The following is a 16,264-nucleotide window of genomic DNA, read 5'->3' on the forward strand; positions in this document are numbered from 1 at the left end:
GTTGAAAATGCAAGGGAAAAGAATTTCCACTCCTGTAAGACTCCTTGTTGTTGTTCTGACATTTTTTCTGATGGTGTTCTCACTGGCAAGTCCGGTGACTGCAACAAGTAACTCAGGTCAAGGTGAACAATCTCAACGAGTGACGTCAAACGGGACGATTACATTCGAAGAAACAACGACAACATCAACGTCAAGTTCCACTTCTACTTCTACAACAACTAGCAGCAGCGGCACCCTTCCTGATACAGGAGGAAAGCTGCCACAGACGAATGAAATAGTTAGTCAAGGTGTCATAATTGCTGGGATAGCAATCTTAGTGATTGGTCTCTTCTTGATTGTCTGGAAACGGCGGAAGAAGGGGGATGACCACTCATGAAAAAACGATGGCTATTGATACCATGTGCTTTGTTAGCGGTCATTCCTGGGACAGTTTTAGCTTCTAGTCAATCCGGAGATGGAACCATAACGTTTACGGAGGGACCGCAGACGATACGTGATCCAGAAAATCCGGGAACCGTCGTGACACCAGAAGATGGCATGTTGGAAAATACAGGACCATTGCGATTTGATTATGTACCGAGCTTAAATTTCAGAACCCAAGCAAGTACTGGTCAGGATAGTGTTTATTATCCGCAAGCAGTGAACTTTACTGGGGACACCAGTGCTCGGGCTCAATTTATTCAAATCACCGACGTGCGGGGAACAGGTAGTGGCTGGACCTTAAGTGTTCGTCAGGAATATCAATTCCGAACGTCAAACCAAGTAGAGTTAAACGGGGCAGAATTGTCTTTTGATCATTCTTGGGTAAGTTCAGCATCGACTGATACTACGGCAGAACCAGTTTTATTTAGTGATATCATTCGCATGAGTGTGGGGGAGACGCAGACAATTGCGACAGCGGAAACCAGTCAAGGGGCTGGGACGTGGAGTATTTCTTTTGGGAACTCTACGGACAATTTGGCCCCAATTATGAACGCAAGCGGGTCACCAGTTCTGCATGATACACTGGGCAAACCGTTGTATCAAAACAATGCAATACAATTGTCGGTACCTGGTCAAACTGAAAAAGTTGCCGGCGAGGCTTATCAAACGGAGCTAACTTGGATTTTATCCGAGTTGCCATAATAAAAAAGGGAAAAATTAGGAGGAAGAGCAATGAAACGATCACACAAAATTGCTGGAGCAGCATTATTAGCTACTGTAGCAGCGGGTGCGGTTTTATCTGCACAAACCAATGCAGCATCAAGTATGACAGGAAGCGGTACAGTTGAATTTACCGCCGGCGGCACACAAACGACGAATCCAACCAACCGTCCACCAGATGACTCTACTGGTCCAGAAATCGTTGAACCATCACAAAATCCAGATTTAGGTAAACAACGGATAATCTCTGTTACTGATCTTGATTTTGATGTGCATCAAGCATTGGAAACTGAAACAGATTACGATGCTAAAGTATTTACTACTACTGAAGTAGTCAGTGGGAACGAAATCTCTATGCCTCACTTTGTTCGGTTCCAAGATGTGCGGACCGATGTACCTGTGAATAATTACTTAATTCAAGCACAAATTACCTCACAGTTTACGAACGCAGGAACTGCAGCTAACGTGTTAACGGGTTCAACGATTGAATTTAAAGATGCTAGTTTAACTACTTCTTATGCAGAATATGCAAATAATATTCCAACTGGAGCATTACCAACCGCATCTTCTACTGTTGTGAGAGCAGATGCCCCAGTTGATGTTGTACGCTGGGCTGGAGATGCGACTAACATTAATGCTGGTTTTGGTACCTTTGAAATTATGTTTGGTACCAAAGATTCTGTTACGGATGGTACGTATGATGCTGTAACATTACACCGTCAACCAGGTGTAACAGTTCGTGATGGTGTCTACAATGCCGAAATAACTTGGACGATTGCGGATGTAAACTAATCTGTAAGTAAAAAGTAAAGTAAGCTAAGTTTAACAAGAAATCACATTCCTGTGATTTCTTGTTAATTTTTTAAGGAGAAGACAGATGCGAAAGAAAGCAGTCATTGGAATCATAATTATTTACATAATTACTCTTATTTTTAGCGGAACTCCCGCTTATGCTACTAGTGAGAGTAGTACAGCGGATCAATCAGGCGGAGGATTTAGCTTTGAAGTTGTCCGTCCGGATAATCAGCGGGATACAACAGCTGGTTATTTTGATTTGTCCATGGAACCGGGACAACAACAAACGGTTCTAATTAATTTAAGCAATGATTCTTCAAAGCCGATTACAGTTGCGGTAGGCTTATACGGTGGGAAAACCAATAGTGGTGGGGTCATTGAATATTCTGATACAGATATTCCAAATGATGCTTCATTGGCTTATGACTTTGCGGATATTGTCACTGCACCTGGGGAAGTAGAGATTCCAGCTAATTCAATGGTCCCATTAGAAATCAATATTAGTATGCCGGATGCCTCCTTTGAAGGGTTTATCGCTGGTGGGATTCGTTTGCAGGATATTACAGATGAAGGAACAGCTTCTAGCGACCAACAAGGGATGATTCTGAATAAGTTTGCCTATATGACGGGGATGTTATTAAGTACAGGCAATACAGATGGTATCGAGCAAAATATGCAGTACAACCAGACCTATCCTGGTTTAGATAATTATCAAAACGCGATTTTTGTCAGCTACTCAAATACTGCACCGATTTTTGTCAATGGGATGTCGACAGAAGTTCAAATTATGACGGTGGATTCAGATGAAGTCTTGTATGATGCCCGCAAAACCAATATGCGGATGGCACCGAATACGTTAATCAATTTTCCAGTTTCGTTGAATAGCCAAGAAATGGTGCCGGGAGATTATCGGGCTCATGTAGTTGTGACGACGGAGGACGGGGGACGTTGGGAATGGACAGAACCGTTTACCATCACAGAAGAACAGGCCAGTGAATTCAATGAATCGGACTTATCATTGGTCCAGCAATCAGGGGTTAATTGGCGTTTGATCGCGATGATTGTCGCCGGAGTGGTTATTGTGGCTGCCATCATTTTCGTTATTGTTCGCATGGTAAACAAAAAGAAACGCACTGCGCAAAAGAATCGTCGTAAGAAAAAGAAAAAATAACAAACACGAGGAGGCAAACATGTGGAATTTTTAGATTGGCTGTTTATCATTATGCTTTCCCTTGCCATTCTTTGTGTACTCTTTGCACTTTTCTGTTTGGTTAGTTGGATAGCGAATGGGAAAAGCTTAAAGAAGTTAAAAAAAAAGCGCCCGGCTAAAAAGCGAATCAAGCGCTGGCGGAGGGCGTGTCGTGAAATTGAAAAAAAGAAGAAACGCTTTCGGACACTTTTTTTGATTTTTCTGATTTTAGGGGCCATCTTGACGCCCGTTTCCCTGTATATTCGCTACTATCAGGCGACAACGCTGTCGACAGATAACTCGGATGCGTTAGTTCAGGGCTACATGCTAACCCAAGAAATTGAAAATAATATTGGTGAGGCTACTACCACGGACAATCCGGAGGAGTTGCAGGCTACTATCTATGATGTGGCAGCTCGTTTGGCAAGTTATGGAACTGAAACGCCAGATTCTCGCCTGTCACAGGAAGGGAAGTTGTTGCTAACAGATTTGTTTCAAAGGATGAAACGCTTGGGGATAAATTTATCTGGAATTTCGATTCAACAGTTGCAGGTTCCTGAACAAAATAAAAGTTATCTTTCGGATATTGAACGTTTAAAAAACTCTCAAGAAAAAGTCTTTGAATATTTCAGGATTGATCAAGCCTCGTTGGCTAGTTAGCGAGGTTAGCTATGAAAAAAACGATTCAAGATAAAGGTAAAAAAGCAAGAAGTAGTCATCCTAAAAAGAGGGTTAGACGAAAAAAAGTCAGCAAAAAAATTGCCAAACAACGATGGCTGAAACAGCAAAAGAAGCAACGGAGAAAACGACTAGCCATTGAGATACTCGTATCAATTGGAATCACGCTAGTCCTTGCTACCGTTGTTTTCTTTTCTTTTTTTCGACTAATAAGAAATGACGGCTATGGCATGAGTCCTTCGATTCAAGCGAATGATCGTCTAGTAGTCAATAAAAATGCAGATGTTGATCGCTTCTCGATTATTACCTTCAGGGTTCCTAATCGTCAGACAGAATTGGTTCGACGGATTATTGGGTTGCCTGGAGAAGAAATCCGTTATCTAGACGATGAACTGTGGGTGGATGGTCGACAAATTACGGAGCGGTTTCTAATCGAGGAGCTGCAACAAGCCTATCGAGATGGGTTTCAACTAACCGAAGATTTTACTATGCGGGATTTACCTGGGGAGTACTACACGCGAATTCCAGAAGGCTACTATTTAGTGTTAGGGGATAATCGGTCCTTTAGTCTCGATAGCCGAACGTTTGGTCTCGTGGCAGCGACTGATATTACGGGTGTAGTAGAAATGGTGATTTATCCTTGGCAAAGAATCGGCTCCATTTAAAAAAGTGGCTGTAGGAGGTTTTCATGAAAAAAGTGTCGCACTACTTAAAAAAGGAAGGACCAGCCTTTCTCTTATCTTTTCTGATTCCTATCATCATTATGGTGATAATGTATAGTATCTTGAGTATTTATCCTGGCAGTCAGCGAACTGTGATGGCAAGTGATTCTTATTCACAGTATTCCGTTTTTCATGCCTTTTTTAACAGAATGATAAAAGATGGAGAGTCTTTGCTCTTTAATTGGTCAGGATCGTTAGGAATCAATAATTGGTCTTTTATGAGTTATTATCTGAGCGGAATTTTTACACCCTTCGTATTGTTTTTTAAAAACAATCAGATTCCTGATTTTTTATATTTTTACACCCTGTTGAAATTTGGCTTGATGGGACTGAGTTTTTCTGTCTATAGTCGCTATAATTTCAAATTAGGTGCGCCTATTCGGGTGGGATTATCTGTCGCCTATGCCTTAATGGCCTTTACGGTGGCTACTTCAGAAATCATCATGTGGTTTGATGCACTGATTTATCTACCCTTGATTGTTTGGGGGATTCATCGGCTAGTTCAAACGAAAAAGCCGCTATTACTCTTTGTCAGCTATGTGCTGATGTTTATCTCTAATTTTTATATGGCCTTTATGGTGGGGCTGTTTAGCTTTTTATACTTAGTCGCCTATATTGCCATTGATTTTAAACAACGGAAATCGACTATTTTACCCTATTTAGGGACAGCCTTTGCGGCAGGCGGTACCGCTATGCCCTTTCTCTTGCCGGTCTTTTTAGATTTAACCCAAAACGGGGAGTCATTCACCAAAATTTCTAATTTATTAACGGATGCCACTGGCCCGCTTGATCTTTTGCTGAAAAATTTTGTCGGTGTCTATGATACGACCAAGTTTGGCTCGATTCCTTTTATTTCGATTGGCCTAGTAGCACTTATTTTTGGCATCTTTTTCTTCATTAGTAAAAAAATTTCCTACCGACTGAAAGTGGCCTTTGGTATTTTGTTGGGTGTTATTTTGCTCAGCTTCTATTTAGAGCCGTTGAATCTGCTTTGGCAGGGAATGCATGCGCCAAACATGTTTTTATTCCGGTTTAGCTTTGTTTTTTCCTTTCTTTTAATTAATCTGGCGGCGTATGCGTTAGAGGTTGTCACAAAAGAGGATTGGGAACAGCTGGGTGGCATTATTATCGTGCTTGTTATCATGTTTACAGGTGTGAAGCTGTGGATGGATCGCCAAGAGGAAAGTTTTGTGTATTCGGATAATTTTCTTTGGACGATTGGCTTTTTATTGGTCTATCTCGGAATTATTGTTGCGAATCAAAAGTTTCAGTGGAAGAAAATCGGCTGGATTCTCTTGTCATTGGTAATGGTTGGCGAGGCGGGAGTGAATGCATTTGGCCTTATTCGTGGGGTGGCGATTGAATGGAATTATGCCACGAGAGAACTGTTTACCGAGACGTATGACTCAACTTCTGAACTTGTGGCTATTGCCGAGGAAGAGCATCCCGGTTTTTTCCGGATGGAGAATCTCACAGCTAGCACACCAAATGATTCTTTCTTATACGGGTATCATGGTGTTTCGATGTTTTCTTCGATTCGGAATCGGCATTCTTCGGCGTATCTGGATGGTTTAGGATTTCGCTCACATGATACGAACTTAAATATCCGTTATACCAACAATACAATTCTGATGGATAGTATTTTAGGAATTCAGTATAACTTATCCAATCAGCCACTCTCGAAATTTGGCTATCAAGAGATTGCCAGGGAAGGTGAGTTGGGCTTGTATGAGAATGAGTATGTGCTGCCATTAGGAATTTTAACAGATGATGGCATTTACGGAGACAATGCGGTGGAAAATCAATCCCAGTTGTTTAATCATTTGGCCGAGACCAATCAATCACTTTTCGATTTTCAAGAATTGGAATTAGTCGATAGCGAGAATGTGACCATCACAGAAGAAACCGTAAACACGACAGTATTACAGGAATTTGTGCCGGATGACTTTGACGAACCAATTGAGCTGACCTATCGAGCAGAGGTGCCAGCTGGCAAACAGGCGTATTTCTCCGCTTATTTTTCTAATCGTGTTTCCATTGGTAATCCTTACTTGACAATAAAGCTAGGTGATACTGAGTTTGGAAATTCTCAGATGGATGGTCAATACTACAATCTTGGGAGTTATTCCGATGCTGAAACCATCGAGTTTACGATTGAAATTAGCAACTTGATATACGAGGGGGAGGAACAAGAATTTGAATGGGTGAAACCAGACATGGTCCTAATCGATCAAGAACGGTTTGTTTCTAGTTACGAAAAAATTGCCGGAAAAGGAGTCGATTTAGACGTAGATGGTAGCAAAGTAACGGGTACTGTCGATGTAGACTCAGACCAAGTTTTGTTCACAACAATTCCATATGATAAAGGCTGGACGGCCTACATCAATGGTGAAAAAGTTGAAATTCCACTTTTTAAGGAAGCGTTTTTGACTTTACCATTAACTGCTGGGGAGAATCAGATTGAGCTAGTGTTCTTTCCCCAAGGATTGAAATTGGGTTTGGGACTTGCAGCAGTTTCGTTGCTCGGATTTGGTGGGACCTTGTTCTTACTAAAAAGAAAGAAGAGGACCAGCCAATTGACATAACGAAGGACTTTTCAATGAAGTAACTGAGCTAAATTAATAATGAGAAGCTTTTGTTCTATCCGTATTTTCAAAATATATAAAAACAGCCCCTCCTCATCAGGTACAACTTGATTGTCCTAGAAGACATGTACTTATGAAGGAGGGATTTTTTTTTAAATGTTGGAAAATAACACAGAATGAAAACATCGGATATCAAAAAAGAGTTGCCTATCTGACCTCAGTGAGGATTAAAGAAAACAGTAGGGCAAAATGTCTTTTGCATGTTTACAAAGTGTATTCAATTGTTACTACTAACAGTCAGTATCTATTTTCGAATAGTTTGACACTTGTTCACATGGTGGGTGTGAATGCCGCCATGCCCTTTTGCTAGTGGTGAAACAGCTTGAACTAGCCAAGTACTACATGATTTTTGATAAAGATTACACTGTGGAAGGGTCAAAGGTAATTTGAAAAAAGGCTAGAATTAAATGTGGCAATCCAGTATAAAGCCGAGATTGTCGAAGTAGAACTTTCGCTCAATCAACTAACTTATAGCGTCAAAATATGCATTGTACAACTGTTCACCTATTGGAAATCAAGAAAAGGAAATAGTCGCTTAATTTCAAAAAAAAGCTTGTTTGAAACTGGACTAATGTTTGATTTTTTACAAATGAAAGTTATGAAAGTGTCTTAATCAGGAGCACTGTTTGATAAAAATGTTCAAGGGAGAATATAAAATGAAAAAGGTTTTAGAAAAAAACTGGGGTCTGGAATTTGCTTTTTTTTCAATTTTTTTATTAGCTATTTTTAGCAAAAACTCACCATTATTTTCAACTAATGATTGGGTAGATGCAAATGCCTTTTTAACAGTCGGTAAAAGTATGTTTAATGGTTTAGTGCCATATAAAGATATTTTCGAGCAAAAAGGTCCGTATCTGTACTTCGTTTATGGTATTAGTAGTTTTTTTAAGTTAAAGAGTTTTCTTGGGGTTTATCTCTTAGAGTGTATAGCCATGGCAACTAATTTAATCTGCGTGTTCAAGATTTTGAAACTGTATTTACCCAAAAATACAAGTTTGATTTTAACTTTATTCTTTCCTATCTTTATTTTAAACTATTACTTTTTTAGACAAGGCGGGAGCGCTGAAGAGCTTTGTATGCCTCTACTGTTAATACTTATGTATCAGGTTTTAACCAGAATCCACTCTTTAAAAATTGGTTCTATAATTAAATTTGATAAACGTGTGTATTTCTTACAGGGGTTATTTGTTTCGATAGTGTTTCTTACTAAATTCTCACTACTCGGACCTTGGATAGCTTTCTATTTGTTTCTGGTAGTCTACTTAATAATAAAAAAAGACTTTCATGAGCTACTTCATCTAGTGCTGTTCTCAGCGTTAGGCTTTTGTACTGGAACGATACCTTGGTTCATTTACTTTGTAGTGAATGGTGCTTTAAACGACTTCTTCAATGTCTATATATTTATTAATAGTAGCTCTTATAATCAAGCAGCTGTGACTATCACACAACGAATTATTTTTATAATGAGTCAACTGATTGCAAATATTAAATTCAATTTGTTGAATCTATTTTTTTTAGTACCAATATTTCCAATCATTTTTATGTTGAAATCTCTATCAAAAAACTTTGCTGCTAGACTGATGCTCTCCTTAATTGTTTTTTCAACAGGATGCTTTATGTACATTGGTATGCGAACTTATGAATACTATTTTTTGTTTTTTACTTGTTATTCTATATTTGGCCTATTATTACTAGGTAAAATCTTTGGAATGGTCTATAAAGATTTGTCAAGCATCTTTTATTTTAGCACATCAGTCATAATCCCTTTGGCAGTTATCATATCTACCTGTATCTGTTTAGCTAATAATTCTAATATCGAAGAGTCGCTTTTATTCCCATATAACAGAACGGTTCGTACGGACTCTGATGAACCTAATCAGACTGCACAACAATTATTTTCTGAATATATGCATTCTAAGAGTGGTTCACCAACGCTCTTGAATTATGGGTTTCTTGACGGTGGCTTTTATTTAGCCGCCGACATATTGCCCACAGAAAAACACTTTGAACTACAAAATCTTGATCATTCAGTTTATTCTGAAAATTATAACAGTCAAAATGAAGCTATAACTCAAAAAAGAGTTGAGTTTTTTGTAATAGAAACACAGAACGATTATTCTGAATCTGATTTAGAAGAACTGGGTTATTTACAAAATTATGATGTTGCAATGTCACACTCGCAATCTAGGGACCAGAGGTATTACACCTATTGGTTGTTTGAGTTAAAAAAATAGTTCTTTAAAATGACAATCATTTACTTAGGAGATATATAATCTATGACTAAACCTGTTCTGACCATCATTGTACCTTGTTACAATGAAGAAGAAGCATTATTAAAAACTAATGAAGTCTTGTCTCAATGTTTGAACACAATGGTTGAGAAAGGCTTGATAAATAGCTGCAGTTTTATTACTTATGTTGACGATGGCAGCAAAGATACCACTTGGAAATTGATTGAACAGCTTTCTAATCAATTTAAAAATGTTCATGGTATCAAATTAAGCAGAAATTTTGGGCACCAAAATGCTCTTCTAGCAGGTCTTTCTGCCTCTTTAAAATCGGACTGTACGATTACCATAGATGCTGATCTACAAGATGATGTAGCCATTATACCTAAGTTTTTAGAGAGGTTTAACACGGGGTTCGATGTTGTTTATGGTGTTAGAAATAATCGGGATACGGACAGTTGGTTTAAGAAGGTCAGTGCAGAAAGTTTTTATGGACTTATGAAAAGACTAGGTGTAGATATGATTCCTAATCACGCAGATTTTCGCTTGCTAAGTCAAAGAGCACTACAATCATTACTTGCATACCATGAAGACAATCTCTTCTATAGAGGTCTTATTCCTTTGATGGGATTTAGCTCAACCCAGGTTTTTTATAGGAGAAAAAAACGGGTAGCCGGAGTCAGCAAGTATCCTTTCAAAAAGATGGTGAATTTTGCTTTAAACGGCATTACTTCTTTTTCAACTTTTCCACTGACACTAGTCTTTTATTTTGGAATTTTTGCAACACTTGTTTCCATAATTTTGTTTATCTATACAATTATTCAAAAAATTTATGGAGATGTTGTCCCGGGATGGTCTTCGCTCATGATTTCCATGTGGTTTTTAGGCGGTATTATGCTATTTAGTATTAGTATTGTAGGACAATATATTGGGAAGATTTTTAAGGAAACGAAACATCGTCCTAAATATTTTATAGAAAAAAAAATATGAATTTAATTCAGTAAGGTCTATTATTGTTGTTTAAATAGTTCGTTCGCACATTATTGATTCAATTAATTAGACAACCAGAGCCGAAAATCCAAACTCTCAGACAATAAGTTCCATAGTTTCTGACAAAGAAAATGGTTACAAAAAAAGAATAATCAAAATTGATGGAATTTTCAGAATATTTGTTGACAGAGGCAAAATTTTTGGTTATATTGATACACATAATATTAAAGGAAGATTAGAGGGGGATTTATAAATGAAGAAAAAATTGGCATTTTTGTTTATGGGTATGACGTTGTTGGCAGGTTGTAGTGCGGGACCGTCCAGTAGCGGTAGTGGTGGCGGAACAGCTGATTCTAGTGGGAGTGCTAGTGGCGGCAATGCTCAATCGGGAGATACTATTAAAATTGGTGTTAACTTAGAATTGTCTGGTGCAGTAGCGGCTTACGGTACTGCTGAGGAACAAGGAATTGATTTAGCTGTTGAGCAAATTAATGCAGACGGCGGGATTGACGGCAAGCAAATTGAAATCGTGAAGTATGATAATACTTCTAATAATACCGAGGCAGCGACAGTGACGGCCAACTTAACGGAAAATGATGATGTTGTAGCAATTATCGGACCAGCCACTTCTGGAGCAGTTCAGTCCGCATTACCAAATGCGACTAGCGCACAGGTGCCGATTGTGACACCTTCTGGAACGGCCGATGCGATTACAGTGGGTGACAGCGGCTCTGTTCAAGAATACGCCTTTAGATCGTGTTTCCAAGATAGCTTCCAAGGAACAGTTTTGGCTCAATATGCAGAGGATACTTTGAACGCTGAGAATGTTATCATCTTGGGAGATAACTCAAGTGATTATGCAATTGGTTTGACGGATGCCTTTGAAGCAGAATTTTCTGGCAACATTGTTTCATCGGAAAACTTTACCTCTGGCGATACTGATTTCCAAACAGTTTTAACCAATATTGCCAATCAAGATTTTGATGTCTTGTATGTGCCTGGCTACTATGCAGAAGCTGGTCTAATCATCAAGCAAGCGCGGGAAATGGGCATCACACAACCAATTATCGGAGCAGATGGTTTTGGTGATTCGCAGATGGTGGATATCGCCGGTGCTAGCAATGTAACGGATGTTTATTACACAGCTCACTTCTCGGCAAATGCACCAGCGAATGATACTGTAAGCTCATTTATCTCAGCTTTTGAAGCAGAATACAGCACGACACCTTCTGCCTTCAACGCATTGGCTTACGATGCAGTTTACATGATTAAACAAGCGATTGAAGATCAAGGCTCGGCTGATTCAAATGCCATCACTGAAGGCTTGGCTTCATTAAAAGGTTTTGAAGGTGTAACAGGTACAATGACCATCGATGCTGATCACAATCCCGAAAAATCGGCTGTAGTCATTGGTTTGACCGATGGAGCAGAAACCTCTGCTGAAACAGTTGAACCTGCTTAACAAATAGAATCTGGCGACTGAGATGCTCTCGGGTGTCTCAGTTTTTGTCAGTTTAACGGAGAAAACACTTTAGCTCTTACATAAATTAGTTATTGGATGTGAAAAAATATGGAAATCGTGATTCAGCAATTAGTCAACGGATTATTTCTAGGCAGTATCTATGCATTGTTGGCTTTGGGCTATACGATGGTTTATGGCATTATTAAATTGATTAACTTTGCCCACGGTGAAATTTATATGATAGGTAGTTTTGTTGGGTATTTTGTCTTGAATTATACTAATATCGGCTTCTTTCCGGCGATGATTTTGGCGATGTTTTTCTGTGCGATTTTAGGTGTGGTGATTGAGTTTCTGGCTTACCGGCCTCTACGTAAGTCCACAAGAATTGCGGCTTTGATTACAGCAATCGGTGTTTCTTATTTTCTGCAAAATATCATGATCTACTTCTTCTCGGCCAATGTTCGTTCCTTTCCACAGGCGATTGAACGTCAGACCTTCAACTTTGGCTTTTTGCAGGTGAGTAATATTCAATTATTAATTCTCGGCACGTCTGTTTTCTTGATGTTGGTCCTTCAGTTAATCATTAAAAAAAGCCGCATGGGTAAAGCGATGCGGGCAGTGAGTGTCGATCCGGATGCCGCACAACTGATGGGGATTAATGTCAACCGCACGATTTCCTTTACCTTTGCTTTAGGTTCTGCACTGGCAGCTGCTGGCGGGATGCTGATTGGCTTATATTATAATTCCATCACACCGACGATGGGGGTTGTGCCAGGTTTGAAGGCCTTCGTTGCGGCGGTGTTCGGCGGAATTGGTATTATTCCAGGAGCGGCCTTAGGGGGCTTTGCGATTGGTTTGATTGAAACTATCGCGACAGCACTGGGCTTCTCTGATTATCGAGATGCGGTGGTTTATGGTATTTTGATTATCATTTTACTGGTTCGCCCAGCGGGGATTCTAGGTAAAAACATTAAAGAGAAAGTGTAGGTGGCAGCAATGAAAAAGAATTTAAAATACAATGCAATCTGGTTGGCCATTGCCGTGGTCGCGTACATCGTTATCTTTATTGCTTATAATACTGGTTTCGTTAATTTATTTTTAGATGCGATTATTGTGAATATCGGCATTAATATTATTTTAGCAGTTAGTCTGAACTTAATTATTGGGTACTCCGGTCAGTTTTCACTGGGCCATGCGGGTTTTATGGCGATTGGCGCTTATGCCGTTGCAATTTTGACCCGTTATAGTCCAGTTTATATCAACTTTTATGGCGGACTCGTTATCGGAATGGTGGTCGCAGGATTAATTGCGCTAGTGGTTGGGATTCCGACCCTGCGTTTAAAAGGTGATTATCTGGCGATTGCTACGTTAGGTGTGTCAGAAATTATTCGAATTTTTCTTGTCAATATGCGCAGTGTTACTAACGGTCCTGCTGGGATTTTCGGACTGGCTTTGTTTACCAGCTGGGAAGTCGTCTTTATTTTCGCAGTGTTGACAATTTTAGTAGTCTCAAACTTTATTCGTTCTGGTTCAGGGCGGGCGGTACTGTCGATTCGTGAGGATGAAATTGCTGCTGAGTCAATGGGTGTAAATACGACCAAGTATAAAGTTATTGCCTTTGTTCTCGGCGCAATGATGGCGAGTGCAGCCGGCAGTCTTTATACTGGCTATCAACAATCAGTCTTCCCAAGTGATTATGACTTTATGAAATCAATTGATATTTTGATTATTGTCGTGTTCGGTGGCATTGGTTCAACCACTGGTGCGGTGGTAGCGGCCATCGTCTTAGGTGTCTTGAATATGTATCTGCAATCTTTCGGAAATCTGCGGATGATTATTTACGCATTGGCCTTGATTATTATTATGATTTTCAAACCAGGCGGGCTATTAGGTACATGGGAATTTTCTGTTAAGCGTCTCTTTAATAAGTTCACCAAAAAGGGGGAAGCGTAATGGCGTTACTTGAAGTCAAACATTTAACCAAAAATTTTGGCGGTCTGACGGCGGTTTCCCATGTGGATATGACTCTGGAAAATAACGAGCTAGTTGGTCTAATCGGCCCCAATGGAGCGGGGAAAACAACTTTGTTTAACCTGTTAACCGGTGTGTATGAGCCAAGCGAAGGGGACGTGCTCTTTGAAGTGAATGGCAAAGAAGAACGTTTAAACGGCATTGCTCCTTATAAAATTGCCGGCAAGGGTTTATCACGGACCTTTCAAAATATCCGTCTGTTTAAAGACTTATCAGTGATGGACAATGTGCTGATTGCCATGAACGCCAAAAATCAAGAGGGCTTCTTCAGTACGATTTTCCGTTTACCGGCCTTCTATAAAAAAGAAGCCGGCATGGAGAAAAAAGTGCATGAGCTGCTGCAAATTTTTGAATTGGATAAAAAGGTCGACACGCTGGCTAAAAATTTACCTTATGGAGAACAGCGGCGCCTAGAAATTGTGCGGGCCTTGGCGACAGAACCGAAAATTTTGTTCCTAGATGAACCGGCTGCTGGTATGAACCCGCAGGAAACGGCGGATTTAACCGATTTGATTCGCAAAATTCAAAAGGATTTTGGGATTACGATTTTATTGATTGAGCATGATATGAGCTTGGTAATGGAGGTCTGCCAACGGATCTATGTATTGGAATACGGTCAAGTGATTGCCCACGGCACCCCAGAGGAAATCAAAAATAATCCGCGGGTAATTCAGGCTTACTTAGGAGGGGAAATTTAATGCTGAAAGTTGAAAATTTAGCTGTGCATTATGGCGTGATTCAAGCGATTCATGACGTCTCCTTTGAAGTTAACCAAGGAGAAATCGTTTCGTTAATCGGAGCCAATGGAGCCGGCAAGACCACAATCTTGCGGACCATCTCTGGTTTGATTCGACCTTCTCAAGGAAAAGTCGAATTTGAAGGCAAAGCTATCGAAAAAGCCGCCCCGCAAAAAATTGTTGCCTCTGGTTTATCGCAAGTGCCTGAAGGACGTCATGTCTTTCCCGGTTTAACTGTGAAAGAAAATCTTGAAATGGGAGCTTTTCTCAGAAAAGACGCCGGTGTCAAAGAAGATTACGAGCAGGTGTACCAAAAGTTTCCTGTATTAAAAGAGCGTCTAAGCCAAGACGCTTCGACGCTATCTGGTGGTGAACAGCAGATGCTGGCGATGGGGCGGGCCTTAATGTCCAAACCGAAACTGCTATTGTTAGATGAGCCGTCAATGGGCTTAGCACCAATCTTTATCAAGGAGATTTTTTCGATTATTCAAGAGATTCAACAACAGGGCACGACGATTTTATTGATTGAGCAAAATGCAAAAATGGCTTTATCGATTGCCGACCGGGGTTATGTTTTAGAAACTGGACGGATTGTCTTGGCGGGGACTGGTGAAGAATTATTAGCCAGCGATGAAGTTAGAAAAGCTTATTTAGGAGGGTAAACGATGAGTGTTCAGGATTTTATGACCAAAGATGTGGTGACGGTCACGTCTACTACACCAATTTTTGATGCAATTGATTTAATGAAAAAACATGATATCCATCGCCTGCCGGTGATTGATAATGGTAAATTGAGCGGTCTAATCACCGAAGGCACCATTGCGGAGGCGACACCTTCAAAGGCCACCAGCTTAAGTGTCTACGAAATGAATTATTTGCTAAATAAAACCACCGTTGGCGATGTGATGGTTAAACACGTGAAAACCACGACGCCAGACGCGCTACTAGAAGATGCGATTTATGAAATGCGGGAAAACAATATCAATGTGCTACCGGTCTGTGATGGCACGCAGTTGGTGGGAATCATCACCAACAATGATATTTTTGACGCCTTTTTAAAAATCACCGGCTATAACGCCGGTGGAACAAGAATTACACTGCAGATTACCGATGATCATGCCGGTGTCTTAGCGGCCATCACTAGTCTGTTAGCCGAAAAAAATTACAGCATTGCTACAATTGTCGTCAATCCGATGGAACTGTCAACAATTATCGAATTGCAAATCGAATCCCGCAGTACAGACGAACTGCAGCAGGTATTTGAAATGGCTGGTTATACAGTCTTAAGTGCTGTTTTGACGAATAATCATCAGTAGTTTTTCTTTTGGCCTATTTTAGTTGGGTGTATTGATGAATTGAAATGGATCCAATAATAACTTGCTTACCCATCGGTGGTTATCGATGGGTTCTTTGGTTTAAGAAGAGTTAAGTGTATTTTAGAGCCAACAGATTATAAAACGAATTAACTGTAAGAAATTGCGGAGATTGCTGAAAAATTAGCAGTGTTAACTGCAGGCCAACCAGCCCATTTTATCAACGAACTAAAATCTAAAAATCAAATTCCTACAAATTACTTCTACAAGCCGTTACCTTAACTTACAAAAAGTTCCCTTTAGAAAAATTATCTAAAATTAACCAAAGCGA

Annotated in this window: 15 protein-coding genes; all 15 read left to right on the forward strand. The window is 39.9% G+C overall.

What is annotated here, in order from left to right:
• Nucleotides 1-7 precede the first annotated feature (7 nt).
• The 15 genes from AC1Z3S_RS01765 (at nucleotide 8) to AC1Z3S_RS01835 (ending at nucleotide 15,936) form a co-directional block, all read left to right on the forward strand.
• Nucleotides 8-376 carry an LPXTG cell wall anchor domain-containing protein gene (locus AC1Z3S_RS01765; RefSeq protein WP_483548161.1) on the forward strand — a complete coding sequence of 123 codons (369 nt, stop codon included), beginning with the start codon at nucleotides 8-10 and terminating at the stop codon, nucleotides 374-376.
• Nucleotides 373-1,125: a WxL domain-containing protein gene (locus tag AC1Z3S_RS01770; RefSeq protein ID WP_461738915.1), complete on the forward strand. Its 753-nt coding sequence runs from the start codon at nucleotides 373-375 to the stop codon at nucleotides 1,123-1,125. Before AC1Z3S_RS01765 ends, AC1Z3S_RS01770 begins: the two co-directional genes overlap by 4 nt.
• A gap of 30 nt (nucleotides 1,126-1,155) precedes the next feature.
• On the forward strand, nucleotides 1,156-1,935 hold the full coding sequence (locus AC1Z3S_RS01775) for a WxL domain-containing protein (RefSeq protein WP_461738916.1): 780 nt from the start codon (nucleotides 1,156-1,158) through the stop codon (nucleotides 1,933-1,935).
• Between the two features lie 85 nt (nucleotides 1,936-2,020).
• Nucleotides 2,021-3,109, forward strand: coding sequence for a WxL protein host-binding domain-containing protein (locus AC1Z3S_RS01780; protein WP_461738917.1), 1,089 nt, complete (start codon nucleotides 2,021-2,023; stop codon nucleotides 3,107-3,109).
• A gap of 21 nt (nucleotides 3,110-3,130) precedes the next feature.
• A complete protein-coding gene (locus AC1Z3S_RS01785; protein WP_461738918.1) occupies nucleotides 3,131-3,787 on the forward strand; it encodes a hypothetical protein in 657 nt (218 codons plus the stop codon).
• Between the two features lie 11 nt (nucleotides 3,788-3,798).
• Nucleotides 3,799-4,470, forward strand: a complete 672-nt coding sequence (lepB, locus tag AC1Z3S_RS01790) for a signal peptidase I (RefSeq protein ID WP_461738919.1) — start codon at nucleotides 3,799-3,801, stop codon at nucleotides 4,468-4,470.
• A 23-nt stretch (nucleotides 4,471-4,493) separates the two neighbouring features.
• Nucleotides 4,494-7,112 carry a YfhO family protein gene (locus AC1Z3S_RS01795; protein ID WP_461738920.1) on the forward strand — a complete coding sequence of 873 codons (2,619 nt, stop codon included), beginning with the start codon at nucleotides 4,494-4,496 and terminating at the stop codon, nucleotides 7,110-7,112.
• Between the two features lie 716 nt (nucleotides 7,113-7,828).
• Nucleotides 7,829-9,406: a hypothetical protein gene (locus tag AC1Z3S_RS01800; RefSeq protein WP_461738921.1), complete on the forward strand. Its 1,578-nt coding sequence runs from the start codon at nucleotides 7,829-7,831 to the stop codon at nucleotides 9,404-9,406.
• A gap of 42 nt (nucleotides 9,407-9,448) precedes the next feature.
• Nucleotides 9,449-10,390, forward strand: a complete 942-nt coding sequence (locus AC1Z3S_RS01805) for a glycosyltransferase family 2 protein (protein ID WP_461738922.1) — start codon at nucleotides 9,449-9,451, stop codon at nucleotides 10,388-10,390.
• A gap of 253 nt (nucleotides 10,391-10,643) precedes the next feature.
• Nucleotides 10,644-11,852: an ABC transporter substrate-binding protein gene (locus tag AC1Z3S_RS01810; RefSeq protein WP_461738923.1), complete on the forward strand. Its 1,209-nt coding sequence runs from the start codon at nucleotides 10,644-10,646 to the stop codon at nucleotides 11,850-11,852.
• Nucleotides 11,853-11,960: 108 nt separating this feature from the next.
• Complete coding sequence (locus AC1Z3S_RS01815) at nucleotides 11,961-12,839, forward strand: branched-chain amino acid ABC transporter permease (RefSeq protein ID WP_461738924.1); 879 nt, start codon at nucleotides 11,961-11,963, stop codon at nucleotides 12,837-12,839.
• 9 nt (nucleotides 12,840-12,848) lie between these two features.
• Nucleotides 12,849-13,805 (forward strand): branched-chain amino acid ABC transporter permease, encoded by a 957-nt coding sequence (locus AC1Z3S_RS01820; protein WP_461738925.1) that lies wholly within the window; start codon nucleotides 12,849-12,851, stop codon nucleotides 13,803-13,805.
• Nucleotides 13,805-14,581, forward strand: coding sequence for an ABC transporter ATP-binding protein (locus tag AC1Z3S_RS01825; protein WP_461738926.1), 777 nt, complete (start codon nucleotides 13,805-13,807; stop codon nucleotides 14,579-14,581). The genes AC1Z3S_RS01820 and AC1Z3S_RS01825 overlap by 1 nt, the downstream gene beginning before the upstream one ends.
• Nucleotides 14,581-15,282: an ABC transporter ATP-binding protein gene (locus AC1Z3S_RS01830; protein ID WP_461737132.1), complete on the forward strand. Its 702-nt coding sequence runs from the start codon at nucleotides 14,581-14,583 to the stop codon at nucleotides 15,280-15,282. Before AC1Z3S_RS01825 ends, AC1Z3S_RS01830 begins: the two co-directional genes overlap by 1 nt.
• 3 nt (nucleotides 15,283-15,285) lie before the next feature.
• The gene (locus AC1Z3S_RS01835) at nucleotides 15,286-15,936 is read left to right on the forward strand and encodes a CBS domain-containing protein (RefSeq protein WP_461738927.1); all 651 of its coding nucleotides are present in this window, start codon (nucleotides 15,286-15,288) and stop codon (nucleotides 15,934-15,936) included.
• Nucleotides 15,937-16,264 lie beyond the last annotated feature (328 nt).

It is taken from the genome of Enterococcus sp. LJL90 (assembly GCF_056924355.1).

Bases quoted from the DNA above. Each gene is read 5' to 3' on its own strand.
- AC1Z3S_RS01810 (WP_461738923.1), top strand. From the start codon at position 10,644: ATGAAGAAAAAATTGGCATTTTTGTTTATGGGTATGACGTTGTTGGCA.
- AC1Z3S_RS01795 (WP_461738920.1), top strand. From the start codon at position 4,494: ATGAAAAAAGTGTCGCACTACTTAAAAAAGGAAGGACCAGCCTTTCTC.
- AC1Z3S_RS01800 (WP_461738921.1), top strand. From the start codon at position 7,829: ATGAAAAAGGTTTTAGAAAAAAACTGGGGTCTGGAATTTGCTTTTTTT.
- AC1Z3S_RS01765 (WP_483548161.1), top strand. From the start codon at position 8: ATGCAAGGGAAAAGAATTTCCACTCCTGTAAGACTCCTTGTTGTTGTT.
- AC1Z3S_RS01770 (WP_461738915.1), top strand. From the start codon at position 373: ATGAAAAAACGATGGCTATTGATACCATGTGCTTTGTTAGCGGTCATT.
- AC1Z3S_RS01830 (WP_461737132.1), top strand. From the start codon at position 14,581: ATGCTGAAAGTTGAAAATTTAGCTGTGCATTATGGCGTGATTCAAGCG.
- AC1Z3S_RS01815 (WP_461738924.1), top strand. From the start codon at position 11,961: ATGGAAATCGTGATTCAGCAATTAGTCAACGGATTATTTCTAGGCAGT.
- AC1Z3S_RS01825 (WP_461738926.1), top strand. From the start codon at position 13,805: ATGGCGTTACTTGAAGTCAAACATTTAACCAAAAATTTTGGCGGTCTG.
- AC1Z3S_RS01805 (WP_461738922.1), top strand. From the start codon at position 9,449: ATGACTAAACCTGTTCTGACCATCATTGTACCTTGTTACAATGAAGAA.
- AC1Z3S_RS01820 (WP_461738925.1), top strand. From the start codon at position 12,849: ATGAAAAAGAATTTAAAATACAATGCAATCTGGTTGGCCATTGCCGTG.
- AC1Z3S_RS01780 (WP_461738917.1), top strand. From the start codon at position 2,021: ATGCGAAAGAAAGCAGTCATTGGAATCATAATTATTTACATAATTACT.
- AC1Z3S_RS01775 (WP_461738916.1), top strand. From the start codon at position 1,156: ATGAAACGATCACACAAAATTGCTGGAGCAGCATTATTAGCTACTGTA.
- lepB (WP_461738919.1), top strand. From the start codon at position 3,799: ATGAAAAAAACGATTCAAGATAAAGGTAAAAAAGCAAGAAGTAGTCAT.
- AC1Z3S_RS01835 (WP_461738927.1), top strand. From the start codon at position 15,286: ATGAGTGTTCAGGATTTTATGACCAAAGATGTGGTGACGGTCACGTCT.